Here is a 26,043-nt window from a genome sequence, read left to right as displayed (position 1 = left end):
TCAGGAGAACGAAGAGCGTGCCCGCCGCCCCAGAGAGAAGACGTCCGTCCGCGGACGGACGTCCCGCCACCGCCGTCGTGCTCGGCGGATCCGTCGCCGGACTGCTCGCCGCGCGGGCCCTCGCCCCGTTCGCCCGGGTCACCGTGGTGGAGCGCGACGCGCTGCCCGCCGGACCCGGGCCTCGGCGCGGCGTCCCGCAGGCCCGGCACGCGCACCAGCTGTGGTCGGGCGGGGCGCACGCCCTGGAGGACCTCGTGCCGGGCACCGTCGACCGGCTGCTGGCCGTGGGGGCCCACCGCCAGCCGGTCACCACGGACATGGTGGTGCTGTCGCCGTACGGCTGGTACCGGCGCTGGGACGAGTCCCACTTCATGCTGCTGTGCACGCGGGACCTGCTGGAGGCGACCCTGCGGGCGCAGGTGCTCGCCGACGGGCGGATCGAGCTGCTCGACCGGACCGACGTCCTCTCGCTCGACGGCACCCGCACCGCCGTCACCGGCGTCCGGGTCCGCGCCCGTGACGGCGCCGAGCGCACACTGCGGGCCGGTCTCGTGGTGGACGCCACGGGCCGCGCCTCCCGCACCGCCCGCTGGCTGGCCGACGCCGGGCTGCCCGCCCCCGAACGCCGGGAGGTGGACACCGGGCTGGTGTACGCGAGCCGTCTCTACCGCGCCCCGGAAGGGGCCAGGGACGGCTTCCCGGTCGTCAACGTGCAGCAGGACCCGAGGGCGGGCGGACCGGGCCGCGGAGGGGTGCTGCTCCCCGTGGAGGACGGACGCTGGCTGGTCACCCTGTTCGGCACCACGGGCGGCGAACCCACCTCCGACACGGCCGACTTCGAACGGTACGCCCGCGAGGAGCTGCGCCATCCGCTGATCGCCGACCTGCTCGGCGCGGCGACCCCGGAGACGGAGGTGTCGCTGACCCGGGCCACCGGCAACCGCCGCTTCTTCTACGAGCGGATGAAGGCGTGGCCGGAGAACCTGGTGGTGGTCGGGGACGCGCTGACCGCCCTCAACCCCGTCTACGGCCACGGCATGTCGGTGGCGGCGCAGGGGGCGGCGGCGCTGCGCGCGACGGTACGGCGGCACGGCTGGGGGGCGCCGGGTCTCGCCCGCAGGGCGCAGCGTGCGGTGGCCCGGCCGGCGGTCCCGGCCTGGGACCTCGCCCTGGGCCAGGACGTGTTCTACCCGGGCCCGACGCACGAGGGCCCGTCCGCGCGCGACCGGTGGGCGGCCGCGTACGTCGGCCGGCTGATGCACACGGCCACCGGGAACGGCCGCGTCGCGCGGCGGGTCACCGACGTGACGTCGCTGGAGCGGGGCCCGGGCGTGCTGCTGGCCCCGCGGGTGCTCGTGGCGGCGCTGGCGGGTCCGCTGAAGCCCGCCCTGGCGGACCCGCCGCTGACCGCCGAGGAGCGCAAGGCGGCCGGCCTGATCTGAGGTGCCTCAGCCGGCGAACGCGGGCTGGGGGACGCCCTTGCCCGCGCCCGGGACCACCAGCAGGGAACCGGCGAGCGGGTGCGGGGCGGTGAGGCCCACGCGGGCCGTGGTGACGTACAGGTCGGTCAGCCCCGGGCCGCCGAAGGCACAGCACGTGACGCGCGGGACGGGCAGCTCGATCACCCGGTCCAGCTCGCCGGACGGGGTGTAGCGGCGCACCGCTCCACCGTCCCACAGGGCGACCCACACGCAGCCGTCGGCGTCGACGGTGAGCCCGTCGGGGAAGCCGGCGCCCTCCTCGATCTCCACGAGCGGACGGCGGCCGGCGATCGTGCCGTCCTCGCCGTAGTCGCACACGTCGACCCGGCGGGTGGGCGTGTCGATGTAGTACATCAGCCGGCCGTCGGGGCTCCAGCCGGTGCCGTTGCTCACCGTCACGTCGTCCAGGAGCACGGTGACCGCGCCGTCGCCGGTCACCCGGGACAGGGTGCCGCCGCCGGGCGCCTCGTCGTAGCGCATGGTGCCCGCGAGGAGGCTGCCGTCGGGGGCGACGGCGGCGTCGTTGCCCCGGCGGCCCGCGACCGGCTCGCGGTGCAGCCAGCGGAAGGTGTCGTCGGGGTCGAGCAGTCCGACGCCGTCCCGCAGGTTCAGCACCAGTCCGCCGCCCGCGCGCGGCTTGACCGCGCCCACGTGCTGCTCGCTGCGGCGCACGGTGCGGCGGCCGGTGGCGGGGTCGTAGGTGTGCACCCGGGAGTTCAGGATGTCGATCCACAGCAGCCGCCCGGTGGCCGGGTCCCAGGTGGCCCCCTCGCCCAGTTCCGCCTCCGCGCGGACCGCGACGTCGAACGCGAGTGTCATGCCATGCTCCTGTGGCCCAGGCGCTCGGAGAGTTCGGCGGCGCCCTTGACGGCGAGCTGCTCCAGCTCGGCCAGGCGCTCGTCGCTCCAGCGGATCATCGGTACGGAAATGGACAGCGCGGCGACGACCTGCCCCGTGCGGTCGCGCACCGGAGCGGCGACGCAGGACACGTCCGGGTTGGACTCGCGGCTCTCCACCGCGACGCCCCGCGTGCGGATCTCGGCGAGGGTCTCCCGCAGGACGGCCGGGTCGGTGATGCTGTTCGGGGTCATCGCGGTCAGCTCCGCGCCGTCGGGGAAACGCGCGGCCAGTTCCGGCTCGGGAAGGGAGGCCAGCAGCATCTTGCCGACGGAGGTGCAGTGCGCGGGGAGCCGGCGGCCGGCCGCCGACACCATCCGCACCGCGTGCGTGGAGTCCACCTTGGCGATGTAGATGACGTCGGTGTCCTCCAGGATCGCCACGTGCACGGTCTCGTCGCAGGTCTCGGCGACGGACCGGGCGACCTGCTGCCCCTCGGCGGCCAGGTCCAGGTGCTCGGCGTAGCGGGCGCCCAGCTGGTACGGCCGGACGCCCAGCCGGTAGCGGCCGGGCTGACCGGCGACCGGGACGATGTACTTGCGGGCGGCGAGCGTGGTGACCAGCTCGTGGACGGTCGTGCGCGGCAGTTGCAGCTTGCGCACGATGTCGGGGGCGGAGAGCGTGCCGTCCCCGTCCAGGAAGAGCTCGAGTATGTCGAGAGCCCGGGTCACGGCTGGCACAAGTCGTCCCACGACCGGCCCCCTCCTAGCGTTCGATATACCAACAAACGATCGGCATGACGAACACAGGCTAGCCATAGCCCACGTCAGGGGCAACGCCCCGGGAGGGGCGCGGGGAACTGCGCGACAAGCCCCCGCCCACCCGCACCCGGCGGCGAACCGCCCTAATCGACGGCGTTGCCCAGCAGCCCCCGCAACCGCTGCGCCCGCAGCACCAGCTCCAGCTCGAACCGCCGGTCGGGATCGTCGACCGACCCACCGAACAACTCCCGTATCTGCCGTAACCGGTACCGCACCGTCTGCGGATGCACCCCCAGCCGAACCGCGACCTCCGGCGCCCCGCCCCGTGTCTCCAGCCACGCCAGCAGCGTCTGGGCCAGCCGCCGCCCGTGCGCGGGAGGGCAGTGCGCCAACGGCGCCAGACACCGCAGCGCGAGATCGTCGATCAGCTCCTCCGGCTGGAGCAGCACCAACGCCTCCGTGTGCTCGGTGCAGTACAGCACCTCACCGGACGGCAGCAGCCCCCGCTCCATCAGCCGCACCGCGGCCTCCGCCCAGCGCAGCGACTTCGCCGCCTCGGTGACCGGCACGGGCGGTCCGATCGCCCCGGACCAGCCGGCGAGCGCCCGGTGCAGCAGCTCCGGCCGGCCGGCCGCGTCGGGTTCGGGCACGACCATGCGGGGCCGCTCGTGCTCCATGTCGAGCAGCACCCCCTGCCCCACCGCGGGCGCGACGGCCTCCCGCGCCGGGCGCAGCAGCACCCCGGCCGCGACCCGGTCGGGCACCGGCCAGCCGATGCGGGCGGCCCGCTCCCCGAGCGCGTCGGCCGGGTCGCCCCGGTGGTGCTCGGCGAGCAGCAGGTCCATCAGCCGGCGCTGCAGCCGCAGCCGTTCGCCGGCCTGCCGGGCCGCCGCCTCGGCATAACCGCGCACCGACTGGTCGACCAGCCCGTCCAGGTACTCGTAGCCCGCGTCGACGAGTTCGTACATGGCGGGCGGCGGGATGTCGAGGCGCTGGCCGATCTCGGCGAAGCGGCGCCAGGCCATGCGGACGCCCATCCGATAGGTCGCCTGGAGCGCGTCCAGCGAGCGCCCGCCCAGCCCCTCGCCGCGCCCGAAGTCGTGGAAGACGCCGGGCGGCACGGTGGGCCGGCCCACCGTGTGGTCGCCCTGGGCGAGGTGGCGGACGAACACCTCGATGGCGCGGCGGATGCCGATGAGGGCCATCGGCTCGCCGGAGTCGTCGAGGACCACCGGCAGATGCGGGTACTCGCGCCGGATCTCGCCCATGATCTCCTCGGCCAGCGCGGGCGCCTCGGCGAGGGCGATCTCGGCGAACCGGCGCACCTGGTGGCGCGGTACGGCGTGCCAGGCGGAACGGGCGGTCAGGGTGCGGGAGGCCGTCACGGGTCAGCTCCCCTGGTCGGCCTGCTCATAGGTGATCAGTGGGGTGTTCGGCTGGTCGGGGGTGGCCTCGAGCAGGGCCACGACTCCGAACGCCGTTCCCACGGCGAGGACGGCGGCGAACGCGACCGTCAGGCAGGCGGCGAGCAGTCTGGACATCGCAGGGTCAGCCTCTCTGTCGGGGAGGTTCCCCACCCCCACGTGACCGACCACCCCTGTCCGTCGTGCCCCAGTCTCGGCACGACATTGACACTCCGTCAAGAGGCGCTTACGGTTCCCAGCTCCAGGGGGTGGGGACTCCCGCACGCGCACTGTCCCGTACGGCGGGGCCCCTCAGCGGCCCGCCGACCGAGCCTCTGGAGTGCCCGGATGCGCCGTTCAGTCTCCCCGTTCTCCCTGGTCCTGCTGGGCCTCGGCACCTTCCTCCTGGTGCTGGCGCCCCTCCTCGCCTGGTACGTGCAGCCACGGGCCGCGGTCAATCCCACCGACATCGACACCACCGCCGTCTACACCGGCCGGGGCAGCGTCTTCGACCTGGAGAAGGTCGAGACGGTGCCGAACCAGCGGATCACCGTGACCCAGCGGGTGCGCGGCGACGTCCGGGAGAGCGAGCGCAGCGGCAAGGCGGTGTGGGACGTCACCACGTCCGTCGACACCGACAGGACGCTGCCGGCCGCCGACCCGCACGACGCGCTGTCGTTCACCCCGCACCGCTGGGTGCTGGACCGCCGCACCACCGAGCCGGTGCACTGCTGCGGCGCGAAGCGCATCCAGGGCGAGGCGTATCTGAAGTTCCCCTTCGACGTGCGGAAACGCTCCTACCGGTGGTGGGACAACACCCTCGGCGACACGGTCGTGCTGCGCTACCGGGGGACCGAGAAGGTCCTGGGCCACACCGGCTACCGCTTCACCGGCTCGGTGCCGCCCACCCGCACCGGCACCCGGCTGGTGCCCGGCAGCCTCGTCGGGCTGCCGGGCGGCGGGCAGGTGGCGGCCGAGGAGTGGTACGCCAACCACGGCGTGGAGCTGATCGTCGACCGGCGCACCGGCCGGGTGCTGTACGCGCGGACGGGGCCCCGCCAGACGCTGCGCGCCCCGGGCGGGACCGAGGACGAGGCGGTGCTGCTGGACGCCGAGAGGATCTCCTTCACGGAGGAGACCCAGCGGGCGGCCGTGGAGCAGGCGAAGGACGACGGGGCCCGGCTGCGGCTGCTCGGTGAGACGGTGCCGCTCGGCGCGGCGGTGGCGGGCGGCCTGCTCGCCGCGGCCGGCGCCGTTCTCGTGGCGCGCGGCCGGAAGGTGACGGAGCGTCCGGATCCGCGCGCTTCGTCCGCGTGACCCTCACGGAAAGAAGTGACTCCCGAGTAAGAAAAGCCGGAAATTGTCACGCCGGTGAGTAGCCGTGGGGAACGCCTGGGCGAAAACTGTGCCATCCCCACCCCCTCACAGACCGTCCACACCCCCCGCCCAGGACGTCCCGGGGTCCTTCTCAGGGCCCCGGATCCGGGGCCGCCGGCCCCCCGCCCCCTGTCGCACCACCCCGCGTTCCTCCCCGACGCCGAGTCACACCGAGACGAGTTGGAGCACCGATGCCCCAGCACGTGCCGTCCTCGCTGCGCACAGCACTCCCCGGCGCGCAGCAGTCCTCCCCGGCGCTCCCCCCACATCCGCGCCGGATCGTCTTCCTCGCCCACCGGGACCTGGGCAGTCCGTCCGCCGGCGGCTCCGAGCTGCTGGTCGACCGTCTCGCCGACGGCCTGACCGGGCGGGGCCACCAGGTCACCCTGCTGTGCGGAGGGCCCGCGGCCTTCCGCGACTACCGGGTGGTGTCGGCGGGCGGACCGTACGACCACTACCTGCGCGCCCGTTCCGCGTTCGCCCGGCAGGTCGGCGACTGCGACCTGCTGGTCGAGGTCTGCAACGGCATGCCGTACCTCGCCCCGCTGTGGCACCGCGGGCCCACCCTGTGCCTGGTCAACCATGTGCACACCGACCTGTGGCCGATGCGGTTCGGCGGCCCGCTGGCCCCCGCCGCGCGACTCGGCCGGAAGCTGGAGCACTGGGCCCTCACGGGGGCCCACCGGCACGGCCTGGTCGTCGCGGTCTCCCCGTCGACGGCCCACGCCCTCCAGCGCATCGGCGTACCGCGGGAACGGATCCGCGTGGTGCACAACGGTGTGGCCGAGCCGGGCCCGCGCACGGAACGCTCCCCGGAGCCGCTGTTCGTGGCGGTGGGCCGGCTCGTCGAGTACAAGCGGATCGACCTGCTGCTGCGTCTGTGGGAGCGGGTGCGGCCGGTCACCGGCGGCACCCTGGTGATCGTCGGCGACGGGCCCGAACGGCAGCGTCTGGAACGGCTCGCCGGGCCCGGCGTCCGGTTCACCGGGCATGTCTCCGAGGCCGAGAAGCACCGGCTGCTGTGCGCGGCCTGGCTGCTGCTGCACCCCTCCGCCGTGGAGGGCTGGGGTCTCGTCGTCACCGAGGCGGCGGCCCGGGAGACCCCGGCGGTCGCCTTCGACGTGCCCGGGCTCCGCGACTCCGTGCGCGACGGCGAGACGGGGGTGCTCGCCCGCGGCGAGTCCTCCTTCGCCGCCGCGTGGATCTCCCTCACCCTGGCCGGGGAACGGCGTGCCCACATGGGCAAGGCGGCACGGGACGTCGCCGCCCGCTACCGGTGGGAGCACACCGTGCGCCAGTTCCGGGCGGTTGCCCGGGAGGCCGCCGCGGAGGCCGCGCGGTGACACGGTTCCGCCCTCCGAGACGCACCGGCACCTTGCCGGGAACCGGCAAGGATCCGTCCCTGCGGCGCTCCCTCGCGCTGTTCCGCGCCTTCCTGCGCGAGCAGGACGACCCGGACGCCTGCTACGCCCTCCTCGCCCGTGACGCCGTCGACCAGGTGGAGGCGTACGACGGGCCGGTGGCCGGGAGGATCGTCGTGGACGTCGGCGGCGGCAGCGGGTACTTCACCCGCGAGTTCCGCGCCCGGGGCGCGCTCGCCTGCCTGTTCGAGCCCGACGCGCGGGAGCTGGGCGGGAAGCCGCCCGAGGCCGCGGTGCTCGCGGACGGTTATCTGCTGCCGCTCGCCGACGGGGCCGCGGACGTCACGTTCTCCTCCAACGTGCTGGAGCACGTGGCCGATCCGCAGACCTTCCTCAGCGAGCTGGTGCGGGTGACCCGTCCCGGCGGGCTGATCTACGTGTCGTTCACCAACTGGCTGTCCCCGTGGGGCGGTCACGAGTGGGCGCCCTGGCACTACCTGGGTGCCGGGCGGGCCCGCGCCCGGTACGAGCGCCGCACCGGCCGGCCCGCGAAGCACACCCTCGGCGAGAACCTGTTCGCCGTGCACGTCGGCCCCACCCTGCGCCGGGTGCGCGCCCGCGACGACGTGCGGATCGTCTCCGCGCGCTCCCGCTACTGGCCCTTCCTGACGGAGGCCGTGGTGCAGGTGCCCGGCCTCCGCGAGTTCGCCACCTGGAACCTCCTCCTCATCCTCCGGCGGTGTCCCGCATGACGACCACGGTCCAGGCTCCCCCTCCCACCGCCGTCCCGGCCGGCCCCACGGCGGCGGGACCGCCGCGCGGCCCGCGCTCGCGCCGCTGGCTGCTCGGCTTCTGGGCGGCGGTGTTCATCCTGCTCGTGGCGGTGCGGCCGGGACGGCAGACCTTCGACACGAAACTCGGCGTCACCGTCGACCCGGGACGGTTCCTGGCCGACCTGGGCCAGTTGTGGCAGAGCCGGGGCTCGTTCGGCGGGATCGCCGACCAGTACACCGGCTATCTGTGGCCGATGCTGCCGTACTACTGGCTGGCCGATCTGGTGCGGCTGCCGGTGTGGCTGGCGGAGCGGCTGTGGATGTCGCTGATCGTGACGGCCGCGTTCTGGGGCGCGCTGCGGCTCGCGGAGCGGCTGCGCGTCGGCAGCGGCGCGTCCCGGCCGGTCGCGGCGGCGGCGTACGCGCTGTGGCCGGTGTTCACCGCGGTCGTCGGTTCCACGTCGGCCGCCGCGCTGCCCGGCGCGCTGCTGCCGTGGGTGCTGCTGCCGCTGGTGGACCAGCGGTACGCGGCCCGGGTCGCGGCGCTGCGGTCGGCGCTCCTCGTGCCGTTCATGGGCGGCGTCAACGCGGCCTCCACGCTGGCGTCCCTGCTGCCGGTCGGGCTGTACCTGCTGTCCCGCCCGCCGGGTGCGCGGAAGCGGAAGCTGATCGCGTGGTGGGCGCCCGCGGTGGCGGTGGCGACCGCCTGGTGGTGGATCCCGCTGCTGCTGCTCGGCGTCCACGGCGAGAACTTCCTCCCGTACATCGAGACCGCGCGCACCACCACCGACACGATGGCGGCGACGGAGGCGCTGCGCGGCGCCGGGAACTGGGTGGCGTATCTGCACTTCGGCGAGCCGTGGCTGCCGGCCGGCTGGGCGGTGGCGTCCTCGGCGGCGGTCGTCGTCTGCTCCGCGTGCGCGGCGGGCCTCGGGCTCGCGGGTCTGGCCCGGCGCGACATGCCGGAGCGGCGCTGGCTGGTGCTGACGGTGGTGGCGGCCGTGCTGGTGCTGCTCGCCGGGTACGGAGGCGCGTCCGGCGGTCCGTTCCACGGGACGGTGCAGGACTGGCTGGACGGGTGGCTGTCGCCGTTCCGGAACATCTACAAGTTCCAGACGGGGCTGGCGCTGGCCCTCGTCCTCGGTCTGGCGCACCTCGCCGGGCGGGGTGTGCCCGGCCGGGGGGCGCGGCGGCGGCCGGGGGCGCGGACGGCGGCCGTGCTCGCGGCTGTGCTGGTGCTGCCGGGGCTGGCCTGGCCGTACGTGAGCGGCAAGGTGCTCGGCCCCGGCTCGTTCCAGGAGATCCCCGCGTACTGGCGGGCCACCGCCGACTGGCTGGAGCGGAACTCGCCGGACGCACGCGCCCTGGTGGTGCCGGCGACCGCGCACGGCATCCACACCTGGGGATCGACGATCGACCAGCCGCTCGACGTGGTCGCCGGTTCCCCGTGGGCGCAGCGCGACTACGTGCCTTTCGGCACGCCCGGCAACCGGCGCGCCCTGGACGCGGTGGAGCAGGCGCTGCTGACCGGCGGTGAAGTGCCGGGCCTCGCCGACTACTTGAGCCGGGCGGGCGTGCACTACGTCGTCGTCCGCAACGACCTCGACCCGGACCGGCTCGGCCAGGTGCCCACGGCGACGGTGAAGCGCGCCCTGGAGCAGTCCGGGTACGAACGGGTCGAGGGGCTGGGCCCGGTGACGACCGGCGGGGTCATCGCGCCGGACACCCCGCTCCAGGTGGAGGGTCTGTACCCGCGGCAGCGCGCGGTGGAGATCTACCGCCCGGCCGGCGCCGACGCGCCCCGGCCGGGCCGGGCGGAGCTGCTGCCGGTGGCCGACACGGCCGTGGTGTCCGGCGGGCCCGAGTCGCTGCTGCCGTCGGCCAAGGAGCTGCGCGGCCGGCCGGCCGTGCTGACCGGCGACGCGCATCCGGGTCTCGGCGTCCCTGCCGTGCAGGTGACCGGTGACGGGCTGCGCCGCGCGGACACCCGGTTCGGGCTGGTCAGCTCGAACACGTCGTACACGTACACACCCGAGGAGCGCAACGCCCCGGACGCCGCCCAGGACCCGGGCGAAAGCCCCCGCCAGATCCTCCCCGTGGAGGGCGAGGAGCACCAGACGGTGGCCGAGCTGCGGGGCGCCCGCGAGGTGTCGGCGTCCTCCTACGGCAACTGGCTGTTCCATCTGCCGCAGTACGACCCGGTGCACGCCTTCGACGGCGACCCGGCGACCGGCTGGGCGGAGGGCGCCGAGGACACCCCGGACGGGCAGTGGCTGCGGATCGCCTTCGACGGCCGTTACGACATGCCGGACACGATCCGGGTCACCCCGCTCCGCCAGAACGGGGTGCGGGCGGCGCCGACCGAGGTGCGGGTGGAGACGGAGAACGGCTCCGCGACGGCGTTCCTGCGCGTCGACGGCGAGCGGGAGCGGATCGACGCGCCCGCGGGCCCCACCCGCTGGATGAAGCTCACGATCACCGGCTCGACCGTGCCGCGCCCCGGCGTCACCGGCGCCGGTTTCGCCGAGGTGGAGCTGCCGGGCGTGAAGGTGACGCGGCTGCTGCGGCTGCCCGAGGACGGCAAGGACACGGCGGCCCCGGCGCGGATCGTGTCGCTGCACCGGGCCGCCGACCCCACCGGTCTGTCCCTCGCGAGCAGCGAGTCCGGGCTGCGCCGCATCGTCGACGCCGGCCAGGCAGGGACGTACGCGGTGCGGGCGCGCGCGGTGGCGGTACCGGGCGAGGCGCTGGACCGGCTGCTGTACGAGGTGGCGCCCGGGCAGCGGCGGAGGATCGTCGCGACGGCGGACTCCACGGCGCGGCTGAGCGCGGGCCTGTCCGCGCGGAACCTCACCGACGGGGACCTCACCACCGCGTGGATCGCGGGCGACGACCCGACCGTCCGGCTGAGCTGGCCGGGGAAGCGGCCGGTCGGCGAACTGGTGCTGGCGCCCGCGGGCGGACTGTCGGCGCCGGCCGAAGAGGTGCGGATCACCTCCCCGGCCGGCGCGGTGGCCGCGGGCGTCGACGCAAACGGCTGGGTGCGGTTCCCGCCGATGACCACCGACCGCCTCGACATCACGGTCACCCGCACCGCCCCGCTCACCGTGCACAACCCGGCGGTGGGCGACGACCTCCAGCTCCCGGCCGGCTTCACGGAGGCGTACCTCCCCGCCCTGGACGACCTGCGCACGGAGCAGCCGAAGGGTGACCCCGCGTTCGCACTGGCGTGCGGCAAGGGCCCGGCGCTGACGGTGGACGGCGAGCGGTACGACACCGCCGTGCGCGGCACCGTACGGGACCTGGTGGAGCGGCGGCCCGTCGCGGTGACGCCGTGCCGCGACGGGCGGACCGTCCCCGGTCTGGAACTCGCGGCGGGACCGCACGAGATCGAAGCCGGTGACGCGGGCCCGCTCACCGCGACCGTGGTGACGCTGACCCTGGGGACCGTGCCGGACCGCGCCGCCACCGAGCGCGACCTGCGGGTGCGGGACTGGGCGGGCGACCGCCGCGAGGTGCTCGTCGGGCCGGGCGCCGCCTCGTACCTGACGATGCACGAGAACCACAACGACGGCTGGAAGGCCACACTCGACGGCGAGGAACTGACCCCGCTGCGCCTGGACGGGTGGCAGCAGGGCTGGCTGGTCCCGGCCGGCGAGGGCGGCACGCTGAAGCTCTCCTACGAGCCCGCCACGACGTACGGCGCCGCACTGGTCGCGAGCGGCGCCGGGATCGTGGCGCTGGCGGGCCTGCTGCTGTGGCGCCGCCGCGCGGAGAACCCGGACGCCCCGCAACCGGCGCCTCCGCCCCCCGGGGTGTGGCTGGGCACGGTCGCGGTGACGCTGACGGGCGTGGTGATCGCCGGCTGGTGGGCCCTGCTGCTCCCGCCCCTGGCCCTGCTCGCGTGGCGCCGCCGCTCCCTGCTTCCCCCGCTGGCCTTCGCCACCCTCACGGGAGCGGGCCTCGTGGCGGCGGTGGGCGCGGGAGGCGCGGTCCGCGCGGGCGAGGGGGCGTTCGGGCATGTGGCTCAAGTACTGGCGTTGACGGGTCTGTTCGCGGGGCTGGTGACGTTGGGCGCGGGCCATGAACGCGACGAGACGCCCACCGGCGGGGAGCCGGGCCCGGACGACGGCGACACGGGGCAGCGGCAGCCCCTGCCCCCGGAGCCCACGGCGCCTCTGCCCGCCCCGACGCACCCCGACCCCGGCTCCCAGCCTTCACGGCCCCCCGCGGCCCGGGTACGCCCCTTCCTCCCACCGCTCCCGTCCCGCGGCGAGCGAGGAGAACACGGCCCCGGCGCGGGAGGTCGCGCATGAACGTGTCCACCCGGGCCGGCGGCGGCCCCGCGCGTATCCCCTTCCCCGTCGTCGACGAGATCTCCCGGCACTGTCTGCAGCACCAGGAGCCGGAGACCGTGCACATCGAGGTCCATCTCCCCGGCGACCTGGATCCGGGGCGGCTGCGCAAGGCGTTCGCGGAGGCGTTGCGGCGGCATCCGCGGAGTCTGGTGCGGGAGGCGCCCGGACGCTGGTACCGGCGGCGCTACGAGTGGGAGGCGACCGACGGGCCGGACGCAGAGCCGGTGAGCTTCCCGGTGCCGGGCGAGCACGCCCTGCGGGACGCCCGTAGGCGGGCGCTGCGCGCGGCGCCCCCGCTCGCCCTGTCACCGCCGGTCCGGCTGGAAGCCGTGCGCGGGGAGGCGGAGGGCACCGTCCTGGTCCTCACCGTCAACCACACCGCGATGGACGGCCCCGCCTGCCTGCGCGTGCTGGCGACGGCCGCCGAGCTGTACGGCGGGCGGGACAACGAGCCGGCCGCCCCGCCCGTCCGTCCCCCGGACGCGCCGCCCGTCCCGTGGGACACCCCGTCCCCGTGGACCCGGCCCGCCCGGGTGGCACGCGGCGCGCCCGGCCCCGCGCCCGGCAACGGGCTGATCGTCACGGAGCTGCCGCTGCCGCGCCGTCCGAAGGGCGCCCCGTACACGGTGAACGACCAGCTGATGGCGGCCACCGCGCTGACCGTGGCGCAATGGAACCGGGAGCGTGGCGCCGGGCGGGGCCGGCCGCTGCGGATCACCATGCCGGTGGACGACCGGCCCCGGGACAGCGGCATGCCGATCGGCAACGGCACCCGCCTGGTCGACGTGGCCTTCGCTCCGGAGGAGCTGGACGCGGACGCGGTGCCGGAGCTGCTGCGCCGCACCGCCCTGCGCACCCGCGCCCTGAAAGCCCTCCCCCGCCCCCAGCTGGGGCACGGCGCGGCACTGTTGACCGCTCCGTGGGCGCCGGTCGCCTGCCGGGCCGCGCTGACCCGGGCGGTACGGCGGGCGGCGGCGCCGTGGACGTCGACCACGCTGCTCAGCAACATCGGCCGCGTCCCGTACCCCCTGGACTTCGGTGAGGACGCGGGCCGGGCGCGGGCCGTGTGGTTCTCGGCGCCCGCCCGGATGCCGCGCGGGCTGACGTTCACCACCGCGTCCACGGCGGGCCGGCTGCATCTGGCCCTGCGCTGGTCGAGCGCGCTGCTCGGGGACGGTGACGGGGCGCGTCTGCGCGAGCTGTTCGCGCACCACCTGCGGACCACGGAGGCGACCTGAGTGGCGACGACCTCAACCACGACCACCGGCTCCCCGAGCACGCCGTCCCCGCCCCCCGGGCTGCGCGACTTCTACGAGAACCCCGCCGTGCCCGTCGCCTCGGGCCCTTCCCGGAGTCTGCGCCAGGCCCGCATGCTGGCCCGCGCGCTGGGTCCGGCCGACGGGTCCGGACCGCGCACGGTGCTGGACATCGGCTGCGGAGACGGCACCGCGGCCGCCACCGCGGCACCGCTGCTGCGCGGCCACCGGCTGATCGGCGTCGACTGGTCGCAGGATGCCCTCACCCGGGCGCACACCCGGCTGCCGTACGCGGTGCGCGGCGAACTGGGCGGCGGGGGGCTTCCGTTCGCGTCGGGGGCGGCGGACGCGGTGCTGTTCAGCGAGGTGCTGGAGCATCTGGTCGACCCGGATGCGGCGCTCGACGAGATCCGCCGCGTGCTGCGTCCGGGCGGTCACCTCATGCTGTCCACACCGAACCTGGCGGCCTGGTACAACCGCGGCCTGCTGCTCGCGGGGGTGCAGCCGGTGTTCTCCGAGGTGAGCCTGCGCGGCATCCACGGCCGGCCCGGCACGGAGGTGGTGGGCCATCTGCGGCTGTACACCGCCCGCGCGCTGCGGGAGTTCGCCGCCGCGTCCGGCTTCACCGTCGTGACGCTCGAGGGGGCGCCGTTCCACGGGGTGCCGCGCGTGCTGCGGCCGCTGGACCGGCTGGCCTGCGCGGCGCCGTCGCTCGCGTCGATCCTGCTGCTGCACGCGCGGCGGACATGAGAGGGGCGGGGGGACATGTGGTGGGGAGTGGGCGCGGCGCTGCTGGCGAACGTCCTGTACAGCGCCGGGTTCGTGCTGGAGAAGCGGGCGCTGGGCGCGCTGCCCGAGGTGACGGTGCGCCGGCCGGCCCGGCTGCTGCGGCTGGTGCTGGGCAGCCCGCTGTGGATCGGCGGCTCGCTGGCCCTCGCGGCCGGGTTCGCGGCGCAGCTCGCCGTGTACCGCACGCTGCCGATCGCCGCCGCGCAGGGCCTGTTCGTGTCCGGTCTGGTGCTGCTGGTGCTGCTGTCGGCGCGGCTGCTGGGCGAGGAGACCAGCGGCCGGGAGCGGTACGCGCTCGGCGCGATCCTGCTGGCGCTGCTGATGGTGGTGCTGTCGCTGCGGGAGAGCGGCGCGGACGCCGACACCGTCGGCCGGGACGCGCCGTACCCGCTGATCCTGCTGGTGTGCGTGCCGGCGCTGGCGGCCGGGGTGTGGCTGTACTCCTCCGCCGAACGCAACGCCCGCCACCGGCACCGGCTGCCCACCACCGGCGTGGAGTACGGGGTGGCCGTCGGTCTGCTCTACGGGGTCAGCTCGCTCGCCGTGAAGGGCGTCTCCGGCCACCTGACGGCCGGCGTCGGCGCGTCGGCCTTCGCCCTGCTCCGCTCCCCGTACCCGTATCTGCTGCTGTTCACCGGGGCGTTCGGGCTCGTGATGTCGCAGGCGGCGCTGCAGCGCTGCCGGGCCTCGCTGATCGTGCCGGTGTGCACGACCGTCACCTGCCTGTTCACGGCGGTGCTCGGCACGCTGTCGTTCGGCGAGGAACTCCCGCACGAGCCGCTGCGGCTGGCCCTGCGCGTGCTCGGGACCGTCCTCGCGGTGACCGTGCTGCTCGCCATGCCCAAGCACGACACCGCGCCCAGGTCCCCCGCCACACCGAGGAGTTGACGTCACCGTGAAACCCGACGACCCGCTGCTGAGGATCCTCGCCTGCCCGCTCGACAAGGGGCCGCTGCGCCTGCTCGCCGCGGACGACGAGGACGGGGAGGCGCTGTACAACCCGCGGCTGCGCCGCCGTTACCCGGTCGTCGGCGGCATCCCGCAGCTGCTGCCGTCGTCCGGGGAGCAGGTGCCGGAGGAGGAGCACGAGCGGCTGCTCGCCCGCGCGGCCGAGGCCCCGGGGACGGCGCCGTGACGGGGCGGCGCACGCTCGCGGCGCGGGCGGCGTCCGTGCTGCCCGCGCGCCTGGTGGCGGCGACGGCCCGCGCGGTCTACCCGCGCTTCGAGCCCGAGCTGGCCCGCCTCTCCGACCTGTGCCCGCCGGGCTGCGACACGGCCGTGGACGTCGGCGCCTGGTACGGCCCGTGGACGCACCGGCTGGCCCGCCACGCCCGCCGGGTGGTCACCCTGGAGCCGGTGCCCCGCCTGGCCCGGCTGCTGGGTGCGACCGCCCCGCCGAACGTGCGGGTGATCCGCGCGGCAGCCTCCGACCGGCCCGGCATCGCCCGGCTGTGGCTGCCGGACGACGACGCCGGCGCCCAGGGCGTGTCGTCGCTGGTCCGCCGGGACATCCACGGTCACGCCCTGGACGTCACCTGCGTCGCCCTGGACGACCTGGGACTGCGCGACGTCGGCTTCCTGAAGATCGACGTGGACGGCAGCGAGCCGGCGGTGCTGCGCGGGGCGACCGGCATCCTGGCGCGCGACCGGCCGGCCCTGTTCGTCGAGCTGGAGTCGCGCATCCAGCCGGTCGCCCCGGTGGTGACGTACCTGTCGCTGCTGGGCTACGACGGCTGGGTGCTGCCCGCCGGCACCTGGATCCCGCTGTCCCGCTTCCCGCTGGAGGCCCACCAGGAGCGCACCGCGTACGTCGCCACGCACGGGCTGGTGCGCCGGATCGTGCCGTACGGGCGGCTGCGCGGCCCCCGTTACGTCAACTCGGTGCTGTTCCTCCCGGACGGCCGCCGCCCGGGAGAGCCTCCGGTGGGCGACGATGGGTTCCGTGCCCACCGGACGACGCCCACCTGAACCGTTCACCCCGTTCCACTTCCAGCTGGTGCTGCTGCGCCGCATGGCCGACCACAACCCCGGCCTGGTGGAGGACGCCCGGCGCACGCTGGGCGCCTCCCTCACCGACATGCGGGAGGCCAACCGCCGCTGGCAGGCCATGGTCCGCTCGCCGCGTCCCCGCCCGGCGCTGTCCCGGTACCGCTCGGTGCTCGGCGAGCCGGAGTCGCGTACCCCGCGCCGGGTCGGCGATCTGGACTGCGAGGCGTGGCGGTGGGCGCTGCCGCTCTGGCCGGACCTGCGCTTCGAGGCGCTGACCCCGGCGGGCGGGGGCGCGGTGTGGAACGAGTGGCTGGTCCGCGCGCCCGGCGCGCCGGTGCCGGCGCTGCGCACGCTGGAAGACCTCACGCCCTGGTCGTGCACGGTGGACGAGGTGGCCCGCGCCTTCGCCCCGGCCCGCCCGCTGGAGGGTTCGGCGCCCACCCGGTGGGGGCTGGCGTTCACCGCCCCGGACGCGGAGGGCCGGCCTCACGAGGTGGCCGCGGAGTTCACCTGGGGGCTGCTCCAGCGGACGGGCGTCAGCGGCCCGCCGCCTCGATGATCCGCTCCACGGCCACGGGCAGCGACTCGGGGTGCAGCCACAGGAACAGGTTCGGCTCGACCAGCTCCAGCTCCATCACCCGGGGCCGCCCGTCGTCGCCGTCCACCAGGTCCACCCGCGCGTACAGCAGCTCGGGTGCGCCGGGCACGGCGGACAACGCGGCCTCGGCCACGGCGAGTTCGTCCGACGTGGGGGTCCATCCGGTCAGGTCGGGGTGGGCCGTCTTCCGCTGGTCGTAGGGGGTGCCGGGCGCGAGCACCGGTCCCTTCCTGCTGGCGTGCAGCAGCGTCCCGCCGAAGAACTGCAGCGCCCGCTCCCCGCCGCTGTCGATCGCCCGCACGTACGGCTGCACCATCGCCGTGAACCCGTCCCCGTGCATGCGCCGCACATGCCGTACGGCGGTGTCGTGCTCGTCGGGGGTGTAGCGGGCGGCGAACCGGGCGCCGGCGCCGGAGGCCGGTTTGACCACGAACTCGTGGTCGTCCGGGAGCTCCACGGCGTCCCCGGGCGCCAGGTACGTCGTCTCCACGACGGGCACCGCGGCCGCGGCGAGGTCCGCGAGGTAGCGCTTGTCGGTGTTCCAGCGCACCACGTCCGCCGGGTTGGCCAGCCGGGTCAGCGCGCCGCACCGCTCGGCCCACGCGGTGAACTCGGCCGCCCGCCAGCTGTAGTCCCAGGTGGAGCGGATCACGGCGAGGTCGAAGCGGGCCCAGTCGACGCCGGCGTCGTCCCACACCTCGGCGGACGCCTGCGCCCCGGCCTCGTTCAACGCCCGCACCAGCACCGGGAGATCCCGGTCCTCGGCCACGTCGGGCCCGTCCGCACAGGTCACCAGCGCGACACGCACCACGCCGCCTCACCCCTCCCACGACCACTTCCGCTCCGCGAGGAGGCTAACAACCGCGGGCGGACCGTGGCGCCTGCGACGTACTGGCGTTGTCCAGCACCGTTCGTACCGGCGGTGGTGTCGCTGGTGATGGTGGTGCCCTGCCGGGGGTAGGACACCCTGGACCCGGCGGCCCCCGACGGGCCCCGGCCGCGCGACGGCGGCCGTCGACGACAGCCACGACCGACGACAGCGACGACAGCGACCCAAGGAGTACGACGCGTGTCCTCTCTCTTCCCGGCCCTCACCGACGACCCGGCCGGCGGCTCCGCCGGCCGTCCCGCCCTGCGCTTCGGCGAGCGCTCACTGACGTACGGGGAACTCGCCGCCGCGGCCGGCGCGGTGGCCGGGGACCTCAAGGGCGTGCGCACGGCCGCCGTGTGGGCCACTCCGACCCTGGAGACCGCCGTCGCCGTCACCGCCGCGCTGCTCGCAGGGGTGGTCGTCGTCCCGCTCAACCCGAAGTCGGGCGAGCGGGAGCTGGACCACATCCTCGGCGACAGCGCCCCCGACGTGCTCCTCGCCGCGCCCGGCGCCGCCCTGCCGGACGCGCCGGCCGCCTTGACCCGCGTCGGCGTGGACCCGGCCCGCGGCGCCGGCCCGGGTTCCGTGCCCGACGACCGGGAGCGCGACCCGGAGGACCCGGCCCTGATCGTCTACACCTCCGGCACCACCGGCCCGCCCAAGGGCGCGGTGATCCCCCGCCGTTCGATCGCCTCGACGCTGGACGCCCTCGCCGACGCCTGGCGGTGGACCGACGCCGACGTGCTGGTGCACGGCCTGCCGCTGTTCCATGTGCACGGCCTGGTCCTCGGCACCCTGGGTCCGCTGCGGCGCGGCGGGTCGGTGCGTCACCTGGGCCGGTTCACCCCCGAGGGCGCGGCCCGTGAGCTGAACTCCGGCGCGACCATGCTGTTCGGCGTGCCGACGATGTACCACCGCATCGCGGAGGCCCTGCCGGCCGAACCGGAGCTGGTGCGGGCGCTGTCCGGCGCCCGGCTGCTGGTGTCGGGCTCGGCCGCGCTGCCGGTGCACGACCACGAGCGGATCACGGCGGCGACCGGCGCCCGGGTCGTCGAGCGGTACGGCATGACGGAGACGCTGATGAACACCAGCGTCCGCGTCGACGGCGAGGTACGCCCCGGCTCGGTCGGCGTGCCGCTGCCCGGCGTCGAACTGCGGCTGGTCGACGAGGACGGCACCCCGGTGACGTCGTACGACGGCGAGACCGTGGGCGAGATCCAGGTGCGCGGGCCGAACCTGTTCACCGGGTACCTCAACCGTCCCGACGCCACCGCGGAGGCGTTCACCGCCGACGGCTGGTTCCGCACCGGCGACATGGCGGTCCGCGACCCGGGCGGCGACGTCCGCATCGTCGGCCGCAAGGCCACCGACCTCATCAAGAGCGGCGGGTACAAGATCGGCGCGGGCGAGATCGAGAACGCGCTGCTGGAGCACCCGGGGGTGAAGGAGGCGGCGGTCACCGGGGAGCCGGACGCCGACCTGGGAGAGCGGATCGTGGCGTGGGTGGTGCCGTCCGACCCGCAGTCCCCGCCCGGCCTGGAGGAGCTGGCGGACCATGTGGCCGCGCGCCTCGCCCCGCACAAGCGGCCCCGGGCCGTCCGCCACCTCGACGTGCTGCCCCGCAACGACATGGGCAAGATCATGAAGCGGGCGCTGACGCATGGCTGAGCGCCCGTCGGCCCGCGAGGTCCTCGCCCTGGTCACGGACACGTTCAGGGAACTGCCGTACCCGGAGCGGCAGTCGGCGCCGGACGGCCCGCTCGGCTGGCCCGGCTACGGCGAGGCCCGTTCCCGCGCCGCCGCACGCACCGGTGAGGACGAGTCCGTGGTCTGCGGGGTCGCGGACGTCGAGGGCGTCCGGGCCGTGCTGATCGCGTTCGAGTTCGGCTTCCTCGGCGGCTCCCTCGGCGAGGGCACCGGCGACCGCCTGGAGGCCGCGTACGCGCACGCCGTCGCGCACCGGCTGCCGCTGGTGTCCCTGGTCGCCACCGGCGGCAGCCGCATGCAGGAGGGCATGCTCGCCCTGACGCAGCTCCAGCGGGTGGCGCGCGCGTCGGCGCGGGCCCGCGAGGCGCGGCTCCTCCAGACAGCCGTCCTGCGGGATCCCACGACCGGCGGCGGCTGGGCCACGCTGGGCGCGGGCGCGGACGTGGTCCTCGCCCTTCCCGGAGCGCAGGTCGGTTTCGCCGGCTCCCGGGTCCGCCCGCCGGACGCGGACCCCACGGCGTACACGGCCGAGGCGCAGGTCGCGGCGGGCGCGGCGGACGCGCTGGTCCCGCCGGAGGAACTGCGCACGACTCTCGGCCGGTGGCTGCGGCTGCTGACCCGCCCCTCGGCCGACCCGGCCCCGCCGCCGCACGCGCTGGGCGACCGGGACCTGCCGGCCACCGGCTGGGGCGCGGTCCGCCGCGCCCGCGCCCCGAGCCGCCCGCGCGCCGCCGCCTACCTGGACGCGTACTTCACGTCCCGCGTCCAGCTCTCCGGCGACCGCTGCGGCGGCGCCGACCCCGACGGCATGCTCTGCGGCTTCGGCGACCACGCGGGCCGTACGGTCGCCTACGCGGCCCAGACCGGCACGGCCACGCGCCCCGCCGGCTACCGCACGGCCGCCCGTCTGATCCGTCTCGCCGACCGCCTCGGCATCCCGGTGCTGACCCTGGTGGACACCCCGGGCGCGGCGGGCGACGCGGAGGCGGAACGGCAGGGTGCGGGAGCGGCCATCGCGGACCTCTTCGCCGCCGTCGCCGCCGCGCGCACGCCGCTGACCACCCTGGTCATCGGCGAGGGCGGCTCGGGCGGCGCGCTCGCGCTGGCCGCGCCGGGCAACACATGGGCCGCCCCGGACAGCTACTTCTCGGTGATCGCCCCGGAACTGGCGGCGGCGATCCTGAAACGCCCGGCGTCGGAGGCGGAGTCCACGGCGGACGCCCTGCACGTCCGGCCGCAGGATCTGGTGGAGCTGGGGGTGGTGCGGGGGATCGTGGGACCCGAGGGTGCTTAGGCGGCGAGCTCCGGTCCCGCGGCGGGTGCTGCTCCTCGTCACCCAGGTGACCGGCCTGCCGGAGCATCTGCACGACGGCGGCGTTCCCGGCGGGCGCCTGGAGCCCCCTCGGTCCCGCGGCGTGGGCGGCCGCCTGTCGCACGGTCAGGGAGTGCTGCGGGAACGTCAGCCCGCGCTCGTCGGCCCTCCGAGCGGGGCGGGCTCGTGGTGACTCACGGAATCGCCTCTTCGCACGTGAGGTCCTGAAGCGTCATCAGAAGAACGACCAGCACGGATCGGCCGTTCGGCGCCCTCGTGCGGACCTCTGCCCGAAGGGGTCCGCACGGTGCGGCGACGCTGCCCCTCGGGGCAGTTCCGGCCGCCGCCCGGCGCCGTCGCCGACCGACTCCCCCCGTTCGGCGGCCCCTCTCCCGGCCCCCCAGAAAAGGCGCCGCCCCCGCCCGGCGCGCACGATGCGAGGAGGCCCGCCGCCCGGCGGGCGCAGGCCGCGCACTCGGGAGGAACTGCCGTGACCGCCAGTCTGGAGCAGCTGCGCCGCTGCCACTTCGCCGTCGACCTGGGCGCGGCCCGCACCCGGGTGTACGTCAAGGGCGTCGGCCTCGTCGTCGACCAGCCGTCCGTCGCCGCCGTGAACACCCGTACCGGAGCGCTGATCGCGGTCGGCGAGTTCGCGGAGAAGATGACCGGGCGCACCCCCGACTACATCCGCGTCGTCCGGCCGGTGACCGGCGGCACCGTCGTCGACATCGAGATGGCTCAGCGGATGCTGCGTCAGCTCATCGGCGACCGCACCCGCCGCGCCCTGCGCCGCAGGCCCCGGCTGCGGGCGGCCGCCTGCACCCCGCACGATGCCGACCCGCTGGCCCAGCGCGCCGCGATCGAGACGCTGGTCGGGCTGGGCGCGCGCCGGGTGGAGCTGGTGGACACGCTGATCGCGGCGGCCGTCGGGTGCGGGCTGCCGGTGGAGCGGCCCGAAGCCACCATGATCATGGTGTGCGGCGCGGCGGCCACCCAGGTGGCCGTGCTGTCGCTCGGTTCGATCGTGCGGGCCGAGCGCATCCCGGTGGGCGGCGAGGCGGTGGACGCGGCGATCGTGCAGCACCTGCGCCACCAGCACGAGCTGATGCTGCCGAGCCAGTCCGTACGGCCGCTTCAGCTGGCGCTGGAGGGGAACGGGCTGACGCCGGAGGGGCCGGAGGTCACGGAGATCCACGGCCGGGACGTCGCCACCGGGCTCGCCCGGTCGGTGAAGGTGGACACGGCGGCGGTGCGGCGGGCCATCCAGACGCCGCTCACCGCGGTCCTCGACGGCATCGGCAAGGTGCTGCGGGACTGCCCGCCCGACCTGGTCGCCGACCTGGCCGACCGCGGCATCATGATGGTCGGCGGCAGCGCCCTGCTGCCGGGCCTGGACCAGATGCTGCGTCAGGCGACCGGCATGCCGGTGCACATCGCGGAGCAGCCGGAGCTGTGCGCCGTGGAGGGGCTCGGCGCCATGCTGGAGGGCCGTATCGCCCCCATGGTCCTGGACCCGCTGGGCGCCTGAGACCCACTCCGTCCCGCCGCCCCTTCCTCCCTCTGGCCTGCCCGCATCCGTGCGGGCGGGCCGTCGTGCGTTCCCGGCCGTTCCCGCGGCGCGGTGTGTACCGCGGCTCAGGGCGGGCAGGCGCATCCGCAGCGCAGCAGTACGGTGCGCGGCCTCTCGCGCGGGTGCCGGCGGCGGCCGGGACCGCCGGGACGGCCCGGCCGGCCACCCACGAGCACCGACAGGGCGGTGACATGACTTCCGCGGCTTCCTTCCCTCCGGGACGGCAGGACACCTTGGTCATCGGCGGCCGCATGGACGCGGACCGGGCGCTGCTCGCCCCGCGCGGGGAGCTGGTCCGCGGCTGTGCCCAGATGCTGGCCGAGAAGCTGGCGGCGCTGCCCGCCGGCACGGCGCGGGTCGACCTGGACATGAGCGGCGTGCACTTCATGGACACCGCGGGTCTGGAGTTCCTGGAGGTGCTGCGCGACCACGCGCGTCGGCGGTCCATGCCGGTCACCACGTCCCGCTGGACCGGCCAGCCGCGCCGCATCCTGGAGCTGGCCGGGCTGGACACCACGGACCCGCTGCGCTCCCCCGCGCCGCGCCCCTCGCCCGCCGGATCGGCGGTGGCGCTGGAGCGCCAGGAGCGGCTGCACCTGCTCCAGGAGGAGGTCGAGCAGCTGCGGCAGGCCATCGCGTCCCGCCCGGTCATCGACCAGGCGCGCGGCATCCTGATGGCGACGTACGGCTGCACCTCGGACGAGGCGTGGCACATCCTGCGGGAGGCGTCGCAGCTGTCCAACACCAAGCTGCGCACCGTGGCGGAGTCGCTGACGGCCTGCGCGGCGGCGGAGGGCACTCCCCCGCCGCCGGAGGTGCGCACGGCGCTGGCCCGCGCCCTCGCCCGCCGCGCGGCGCGGTGACATCGCCGCGCGCGGGGTACTCGTAGTCGCCGTAACCGACGGGTCCCGCGACAGGGAGGCGGCACGATGAGCGAGCACACTCCGTCCCAGGCCGAGGGCGACCGGGACGACAGCGAATGGACGACCCCCGACGTGGTGCACACCACGCCGTCGCAGGCGGAAGGGGAGCGTGATCCGTCGGACGCCCCGTCGGCGTCCGACGACAACGCCGTACGGGGGACGCACGAAGGCGGCTGACCCCGGCTCGGGGGCGACGGTTCCGGTGAACCGTGACGTGGTGGGGCGGGTGGGACTCGAACCCACGGCCGACGGATTATGAGTCCGCTGCTCTAACCGGCTGAGCTACCGCCCCATAGCGGCGTGTCGCGTACATGTGTGCGCGCCGTCTGCCGCAGCATAGCCGCTCATACGATCTCCTGCTTCGGATGGTCGGCTGCGTACGGCCCTGTTGACCATGAAGACAGCGCCGCGCCGCGCGCGGTTCCACCGGACATGAAAAAGGACCCCTAGGGGTCCTCGTTCAGCATGCTCCCCCGACTGGACTCGAACCAGTAACCTGCCGGTTAACAGCCGGCTGCTCTGCCAATTGAGCTACGGAGGACCGAGCTCCCCCGACTGGACTCGAACCAGTAACCTGCCGGTTAACAGCCGGCTGCTCTGCCAATTGAGCTACGGAGGAATGCCTCGTTCTGCATCGAACGCACCCGCCTGGGTATCCGCCAGGGGGCGCGTGCTCGCTGCGACACATACATTAGCGCAAGCAGGGGGGTGCTTCGCCAATCGGTACTCCCCGGCCCGTCGCCGCGCCGGAGACCCACGCAGACTGGAACAACGGGAAGGGTGGCCGCCATGCGATACCGGCTCACGTTCGTCGCCGGAGCCGTCCTGGGCTACGTGCTGGGCACGAAGGCCGGGCGGGAGCGCTACGAGCAGATGAAGAGGTCCGCGCTGCAGCTGGCGCAGAATCCCGCGGTGCGCAACACCGCGGAGTCCGCGGCCCAGCAGAGCCGTGAGTTCGCCGACAAGGCGTACCACGTGGTGAGCGACAAGGTCGGGGACCGTATGCCCGACTCGGTCGCGCAGCGGGTCCACGCCCTGCGGGAGCGCACCGCCCACGGCCCGGCCGAGGACGACTGGGGCACGAGCAACACCTGACGGACACCGCACCCCTCCCCATGCGGCAAAATCGCCGTATGGGGATAGTCGCCGGGTTGGACAGTGCGCCCGATTTCACTCGCATCGTCGTCTGTGACACGGACACCGGAGCCGTGCTCAGGCAGGGGTACGCCCCGCACCCGGTGCAGGGCCCGGACACCGGCCGCTCCTCGGACGTCGACCCGCAGGCCTGGCTGCTGTCCCTGGGCGAGGCCGCGAGCGGCGGGCTGCTGGAGGGCGTGCAGGCGATCGGGGTGTCCGCGCAGGCGGGCGCGCTGGTACCGCTGGACGCGCAGGGCAACACGGTCCGCCCGGCGATGACGGGGGGCGACAAGCGCGCGCAGGTCGCGGCGGCCGATCTGGTCGACGCGCTGGGCGGGCGCGAGGCGTGGGCGCAGGCCGTGGGCTGTGTGCCGGGCGCCGCGCAGCCGGTGACGAAGCTGCGCTGGATGGCCCGTACCGAACCGGAGAACGCGGCCCGCACCGCCGTGCTGCTGCAGGCGCACGACTGGCTGGTGTGGCAGTTGCTGGGCCGGCCGGTGCGCCGGACCACCGACCGGGGCGGCGCCTCCGGCACCGGCTACTGGGCGGCGGCGACCGGCGGTTACCGGCCCGACCTGGTGGAGCTGGCGCTCGGGCACCAGGCGATGCTCCCGGAGGTGATCGGCCCGGCCGACGCGGCCGGCACCACCCCCGAGGGGCTGATGATCTCCGCGGGCACGGCGGACACCATGGCGGCGGCGTTCGGGCTCGGCATCGGGCTCGGCGACGCGGTGGTGTCGCTGGGCGCGTCCGGCTCGGTGATGGCCGTGCACCCCGAGCCGCTCGTCGACCGGAGCGGCATGATCACGTCGCTGGCCGACGCGACCGGCATGCATCTGCCCGTCGTCACCACGCTGAACGCGGTGCGCGCGCTGCGCGGCACCGCGGAACTGCTGGGGCTGCCGGACCTGGAGAGCCTGTCCGACCTGGCGATGAAGTCGACACCGGGCGCGCACGGGCTGGTGCTGCTGCCGTACCTGGAGGGCGAGCGCACCCCGAGCCTGCCGCACACCGCCGGGACCCTCGCGGGGCTGCGGCGGGAGTCGATGAGGCCGGAGCACCTGGCGCGGGCGGCGTTCGAGGGGATGCTGTGCGGGCTCGCGGACGCGCTGGACGTGCTGCGCGGCCGGGGCGTGGAGGTGCGGCGGGTGTTCCTGCTCGGTCCCGCGGCGGAACTGCCCGCCGTGCAGGCGGCGGCGCCCGCGCTGTTCGGGGCGCAGGTGGTCGTGCCGCAGCCCGCGGACTACGCCGCGACGGGCGCGGCCCGGCAGGCGGCCTGGGCGCTCGGCGTCTCGCAGGGCGCCCTCGATCCGCGGACCCCGCCGGTGTGGCCGGGTCCGGTGGCACAGGTGCTGGACCCGGGCGAGGAACTGGCGGTGGGTCAGGCGGTGCGCCAGCAGTACGTGGCGGTGCGCGAGCAGACGCATCCGGGGGCGTTCCAGCAGTAGGCGGCCGCGCGGGGGCGGCGCGCGGGGGCCCGTAAATGGGTTGAGGTAACGCGGGTGGAGTGTTCGACGATAGGGGCCACGGGCAACCGATC

Annotated in this window: 23 protein-coding genes and 3 tRNA genes; 18 read left to right on the top strand and 8 right to left on the bottom strand. The window is 75.4% G+C overall.

From position 1 onward, the window contains the following. Nucleotides 1–17: 17 nt before the first annotated feature. Complete coding sequence (locus tag ELQ39_RS22085) at nucleotides 18–1,442, top strand: NAD(P)/FAD-dependent oxidoreductase (protein ID WP_391664806.1); 1,425 nt, start codon at nucleotides 18–20, stop codon at nucleotides 1,440–1,442. 6 nt (nucleotides 1,443–1,448) lie between these two features. Here the strand turns inward: ELQ39_RS22085 and ELQ39_RS22080 are convergent, their stop codons facing one another. The 4 genes from ELQ39_RS22080 to ELQ39_RS22065 all read right to left on the bottom strand — a co-directional run bounded on the left by ELQ39_RS22080 (nucleotide 1,449) and on the right by ELQ39_RS22065 (nucleotide 4,620). Then, nucleotides 1,449–2,300, bottom strand: coding sequence for an SMP-30/gluconolactonase/LRE family protein (locus ELQ39_RS22080; RefSeq protein ID WP_225629087.1), 852 nt, complete (start codon nucleotides 2,298–2,300; stop codon nucleotides 1,449–1,451). Next, on the bottom strand, nucleotides 2,297–3,070 hold the full coding sequence (locus ELQ39_RS22075; protein ID WP_190000499.1) for an IclR family transcriptional regulator: 774 nt from the start codon (nucleotides 3,068–3,070) through the stop codon (nucleotides 2,297–2,299). Before ELQ39_RS22075 ends, ELQ39_RS22080 begins: the two co-directional genes overlap by 4 nt. A gap of 152 nt (nucleotides 3,071–3,222) precedes the next feature. Further along, nucleotides 3,223–4,464: a PucR family transcriptional regulator gene (locus ELQ39_RS22070; protein ID WP_225629088.1), complete on the bottom strand. Its 1,242-nt coding sequence runs from the start codon at nucleotides 4,462–4,464 to the stop codon at nucleotides 3,223–3,225. Between the two features lie 3 nt (nucleotides 4,465–4,467). After that, complete coding sequence (locus tag ELQ39_RS22065) at nucleotides 4,468–4,620, bottom strand: hypothetical protein (protein ID WP_181383012.1); 153 nt, start codon at nucleotides 4,618–4,620, stop codon at nucleotides 4,468–4,470. A gap of 210 nt (nucleotides 4,621–4,830) precedes the next feature. On the opposite strand from ELQ39_RS22065, the gene ELQ39_RS22060 reads away from it, so the two are divergent. The 10 genes from ELQ39_RS22060 (at nucleotide 4,831) to ELQ39_RS22015 (ending at nucleotide 16,944) form a co-directional block, all read left to right on the top strand. Further along, complete coding sequence (locus ELQ39_RS22060) at nucleotides 4,831–5,799, top strand: DUF3068 domain-containing protein (RefSeq protein WP_190000501.1); 969 nt, start codon at nucleotides 4,831–4,833, stop codon at nucleotides 5,797–5,799. A 251-nt stretch (nucleotides 5,800–6,050) separates the two neighbouring features. Beyond that, nucleotides 6,051–7,202 carry a glycosyltransferase family 4 protein gene (locus ELQ39_RS22055; RefSeq protein WP_225629090.1) on the top strand — a complete coding sequence of 384 codons (1,152 nt, stop codon included), beginning with the start codon at nucleotides 6,051–6,053 and terminating at the stop codon, nucleotides 7,200–7,202. Nucleotides 7,203–7,234: 32 nt separating this feature from the next. After that, entirely contained in the window at nucleotides 7,235–7,972 is a 738-nt protein-coding gene (locus ELQ39_RS22050; RefSeq protein ID WP_225629091.1) for a class I SAM-dependent methyltransferase, read from the top strand. Continuing rightward, nucleotides 7,969–12,309: an alpha-(1->3)-arabinofuranosyltransferase domain-containing protein gene (locus tag ELQ39_RS22045; protein ID WP_242593571.1), complete on the top strand. Its 4,341-nt coding sequence runs from the start codon at nucleotides 7,969–7,971 to the stop codon at nucleotides 12,307–12,309. The genes ELQ39_RS22050 and ELQ39_RS22045 overlap by 4 nt, the downstream gene beginning before the upstream one ends. Next, on the top strand, nucleotides 12,306–13,589 hold the full coding sequence (locus tag ELQ39_RS22040; RefSeq protein ID WP_242593570.1) for a condensation protein: 1,284 nt from the start codon (nucleotides 12,306–12,308) through the stop codon (nucleotides 13,587–13,589). The genes ELQ39_RS22045 and ELQ39_RS22040 overlap by 4 nt, the downstream gene beginning before the upstream one ends. Next, complete coding sequence (locus ELQ39_RS22035) at nucleotides 13,590–14,357, top strand: class I SAM-dependent methyltransferase (RefSeq protein WP_242593568.1); 768 nt, start codon at nucleotides 13,590–13,592, stop codon at nucleotides 14,355–14,357. Nucleotides 14,358–14,372: 15 nt separating this feature from the next. Next, nucleotides 14,373–15,284 (top strand): hypothetical protein, encoded by a 912-nt coding sequence (locus ELQ39_RS22030; RefSeq protein ID WP_277994721.1) that lies wholly within the window; start codon nucleotides 14,373–14,375, stop codon nucleotides 15,282–15,284. A gap of 7 nt (nucleotides 15,285–15,291) precedes the next feature. Next, a complete protein-coding gene (locus ELQ39_RS22025; RefSeq protein WP_242593566.1) occupies nucleotides 15,292–15,531 on the top strand; it encodes a Trm112 family protein in 240 nt (79 codons plus the stop codon). Further along, nucleotides 15,528–16,364 carry an FkbM family methyltransferase gene (locus ELQ39_RS22020; protein WP_242593565.1) on the top strand — a complete coding sequence of 279 codons (837 nt, stop codon included), beginning with the start codon at nucleotides 15,528–15,530 and terminating at the stop codon, nucleotides 16,362–16,364. Before ELQ39_RS22025 ends, ELQ39_RS22020 begins: the two co-directional genes overlap by 4 nt. Continuing rightward, nucleotides 16,330–16,944: a hypothetical protein gene (locus tag ELQ39_RS22015; protein ID WP_242593564.1), complete on the top strand. Its 615-nt coding sequence runs from the start codon at nucleotides 16,330–16,332 to the stop codon at nucleotides 16,942–16,944. Before ELQ39_RS22020 ends, ELQ39_RS22015 begins: the two co-directional genes overlap by 35 nt. Here the strand turns inward: ELQ39_RS22015 and ELQ39_RS22010 are convergent. After that, nucleotides 16,922–17,794: an ATP-grasp domain-containing protein gene (locus tag ELQ39_RS22010; RefSeq protein WP_242593563.1), complete on the bottom strand. Its 873-nt coding sequence runs from the start codon at nucleotides 17,792–17,794 to the stop codon at nucleotides 16,922–16,924. The genes ELQ39_RS22015 and ELQ39_RS22010 overlap by 23 nt on opposite strands. Nucleotides 17,795–18,052: 258 nt before the next feature. Here ELQ39_RS22010 and ELQ39_RS22005 point away from each other — a divergent pair, with 258 nt between their 5' ends. The 5 genes from ELQ39_RS22005 (at nucleotide 18,053) to ELQ39_RS21985 (ending at nucleotide 23,543) form a co-directional block, all read left to right on the top strand. Next, nucleotides 18,053–19,522, top strand: coding sequence for an acyl-CoA synthetase (locus tag ELQ39_RS22005; protein WP_242593562.1), 1,470 nt, complete (start codon nucleotides 18,053–18,055; stop codon nucleotides 19,520–19,522). Continuing rightward, a complete protein-coding gene (locus ELQ39_RS22000; RefSeq protein ID WP_242593561.1) occupies nucleotides 19,515–20,855 on the top strand; it encodes a carboxyl transferase domain-containing protein in 1,341 nt (446 codons plus the stop codon). The genes ELQ39_RS22005 and ELQ39_RS22000 overlap by 8 nt, the downstream gene beginning before the upstream one ends. A 508-nt stretch (nucleotides 20,856–21,363) precedes the next feature. After that, nucleotides 21,364–22,401 carry a rod shape-determining protein gene (locus ELQ39_RS21995; RefSeq protein WP_190000511.1) on the top strand — a complete coding sequence of 346 codons (1,038 nt, stop codon included), beginning with the start codon at nucleotides 21,364–21,366 and terminating at the stop codon, nucleotides 22,399–22,401. A gap of 233 nt (nucleotides 22,402–22,634) precedes the next feature. After that, nucleotides 22,635–23,306 carry an ANTAR domain-containing protein gene (locus ELQ39_RS21990; RefSeq protein ID WP_190000512.1) on the top strand — a complete coding sequence of 224 codons (672 nt, stop codon included), beginning with the start codon at nucleotides 22,635–22,637 and terminating at the stop codon, nucleotides 23,304–23,306. Between the two features lie 66 nt (nucleotides 23,307–23,372). Further along, the gene (locus tag ELQ39_RS21985; RefSeq protein ID WP_190000513.1) at nucleotides 23,373–23,543 is read left to right on the top strand and encodes a hypothetical protein; all 171 of its coding nucleotides are present in this window, start codon (nucleotides 23,373–23,375) and stop codon (nucleotides 23,541–23,543) included. A 38-nt stretch (nucleotides 23,544–23,581) separates the two neighbouring features. Here the strand turns inward: ELQ39_RS21985 and ELQ39_RS21980 are convergent. From ELQ39_RS21980 to ELQ39_RS21970, 3 genes are all read right to left on the bottom strand, one after another. Continuing rightward, a tRNA-Ile gene (locus ELQ39_RS21980) sits at nucleotides 23,582–23,658 on the bottom strand. Between the two features lie 176 nt (nucleotides 23,659–23,834). Further along, nucleotides 23,835–23,907, bottom strand: a tRNA-Asn gene (locus ELQ39_RS21975). A gap of 5 nt (nucleotides 23,908–23,912) precedes the next feature. Then, nucleotides 23,913–23,985 (bottom strand) — tRNA-Asn (locus ELQ39_RS21970). 170 nt (nucleotides 23,986–24,155) lie between these two features. Here ELQ39_RS21970 and ELQ39_RS21965 point away from each other — a divergent pair. Then, on the top strand, nucleotides 24,156–24,461 hold the full coding sequence (locus tag ELQ39_RS21965) for a YtxH domain-containing protein (protein WP_190000514.1): 306 nt from the start codon (nucleotides 24,156–24,158) through the stop codon (nucleotides 24,459–24,461). 38 nt (nucleotides 24,462–24,499) lie between these two features. Then, a complete protein-coding gene (locus tag ELQ39_RS21960) occupies nucleotides 24,500–25,951 on the top strand; it encodes a xylulokinase (protein WP_190000515.1) in 1,452 nt (483 codons plus the stop codon). Nucleotides 25,952–26,043: the final 92 nt, after the last annotated feature.

Source organism: Streptomyces sp. GB4-14 (assembly GCF_022696125.1).
GTDB classification, from domain to species: Bacteria; Actinomycetota; Actinomycetes; order Streptomycetales; family Streptomycetaceae; genus Streptomyces; species Streptomyces werraensis.
The sequence above is the reverse complement of the archived record's forward strand: the minus strand, read 5'-3'. Positions and strand labels throughout refer to the sequence as shown.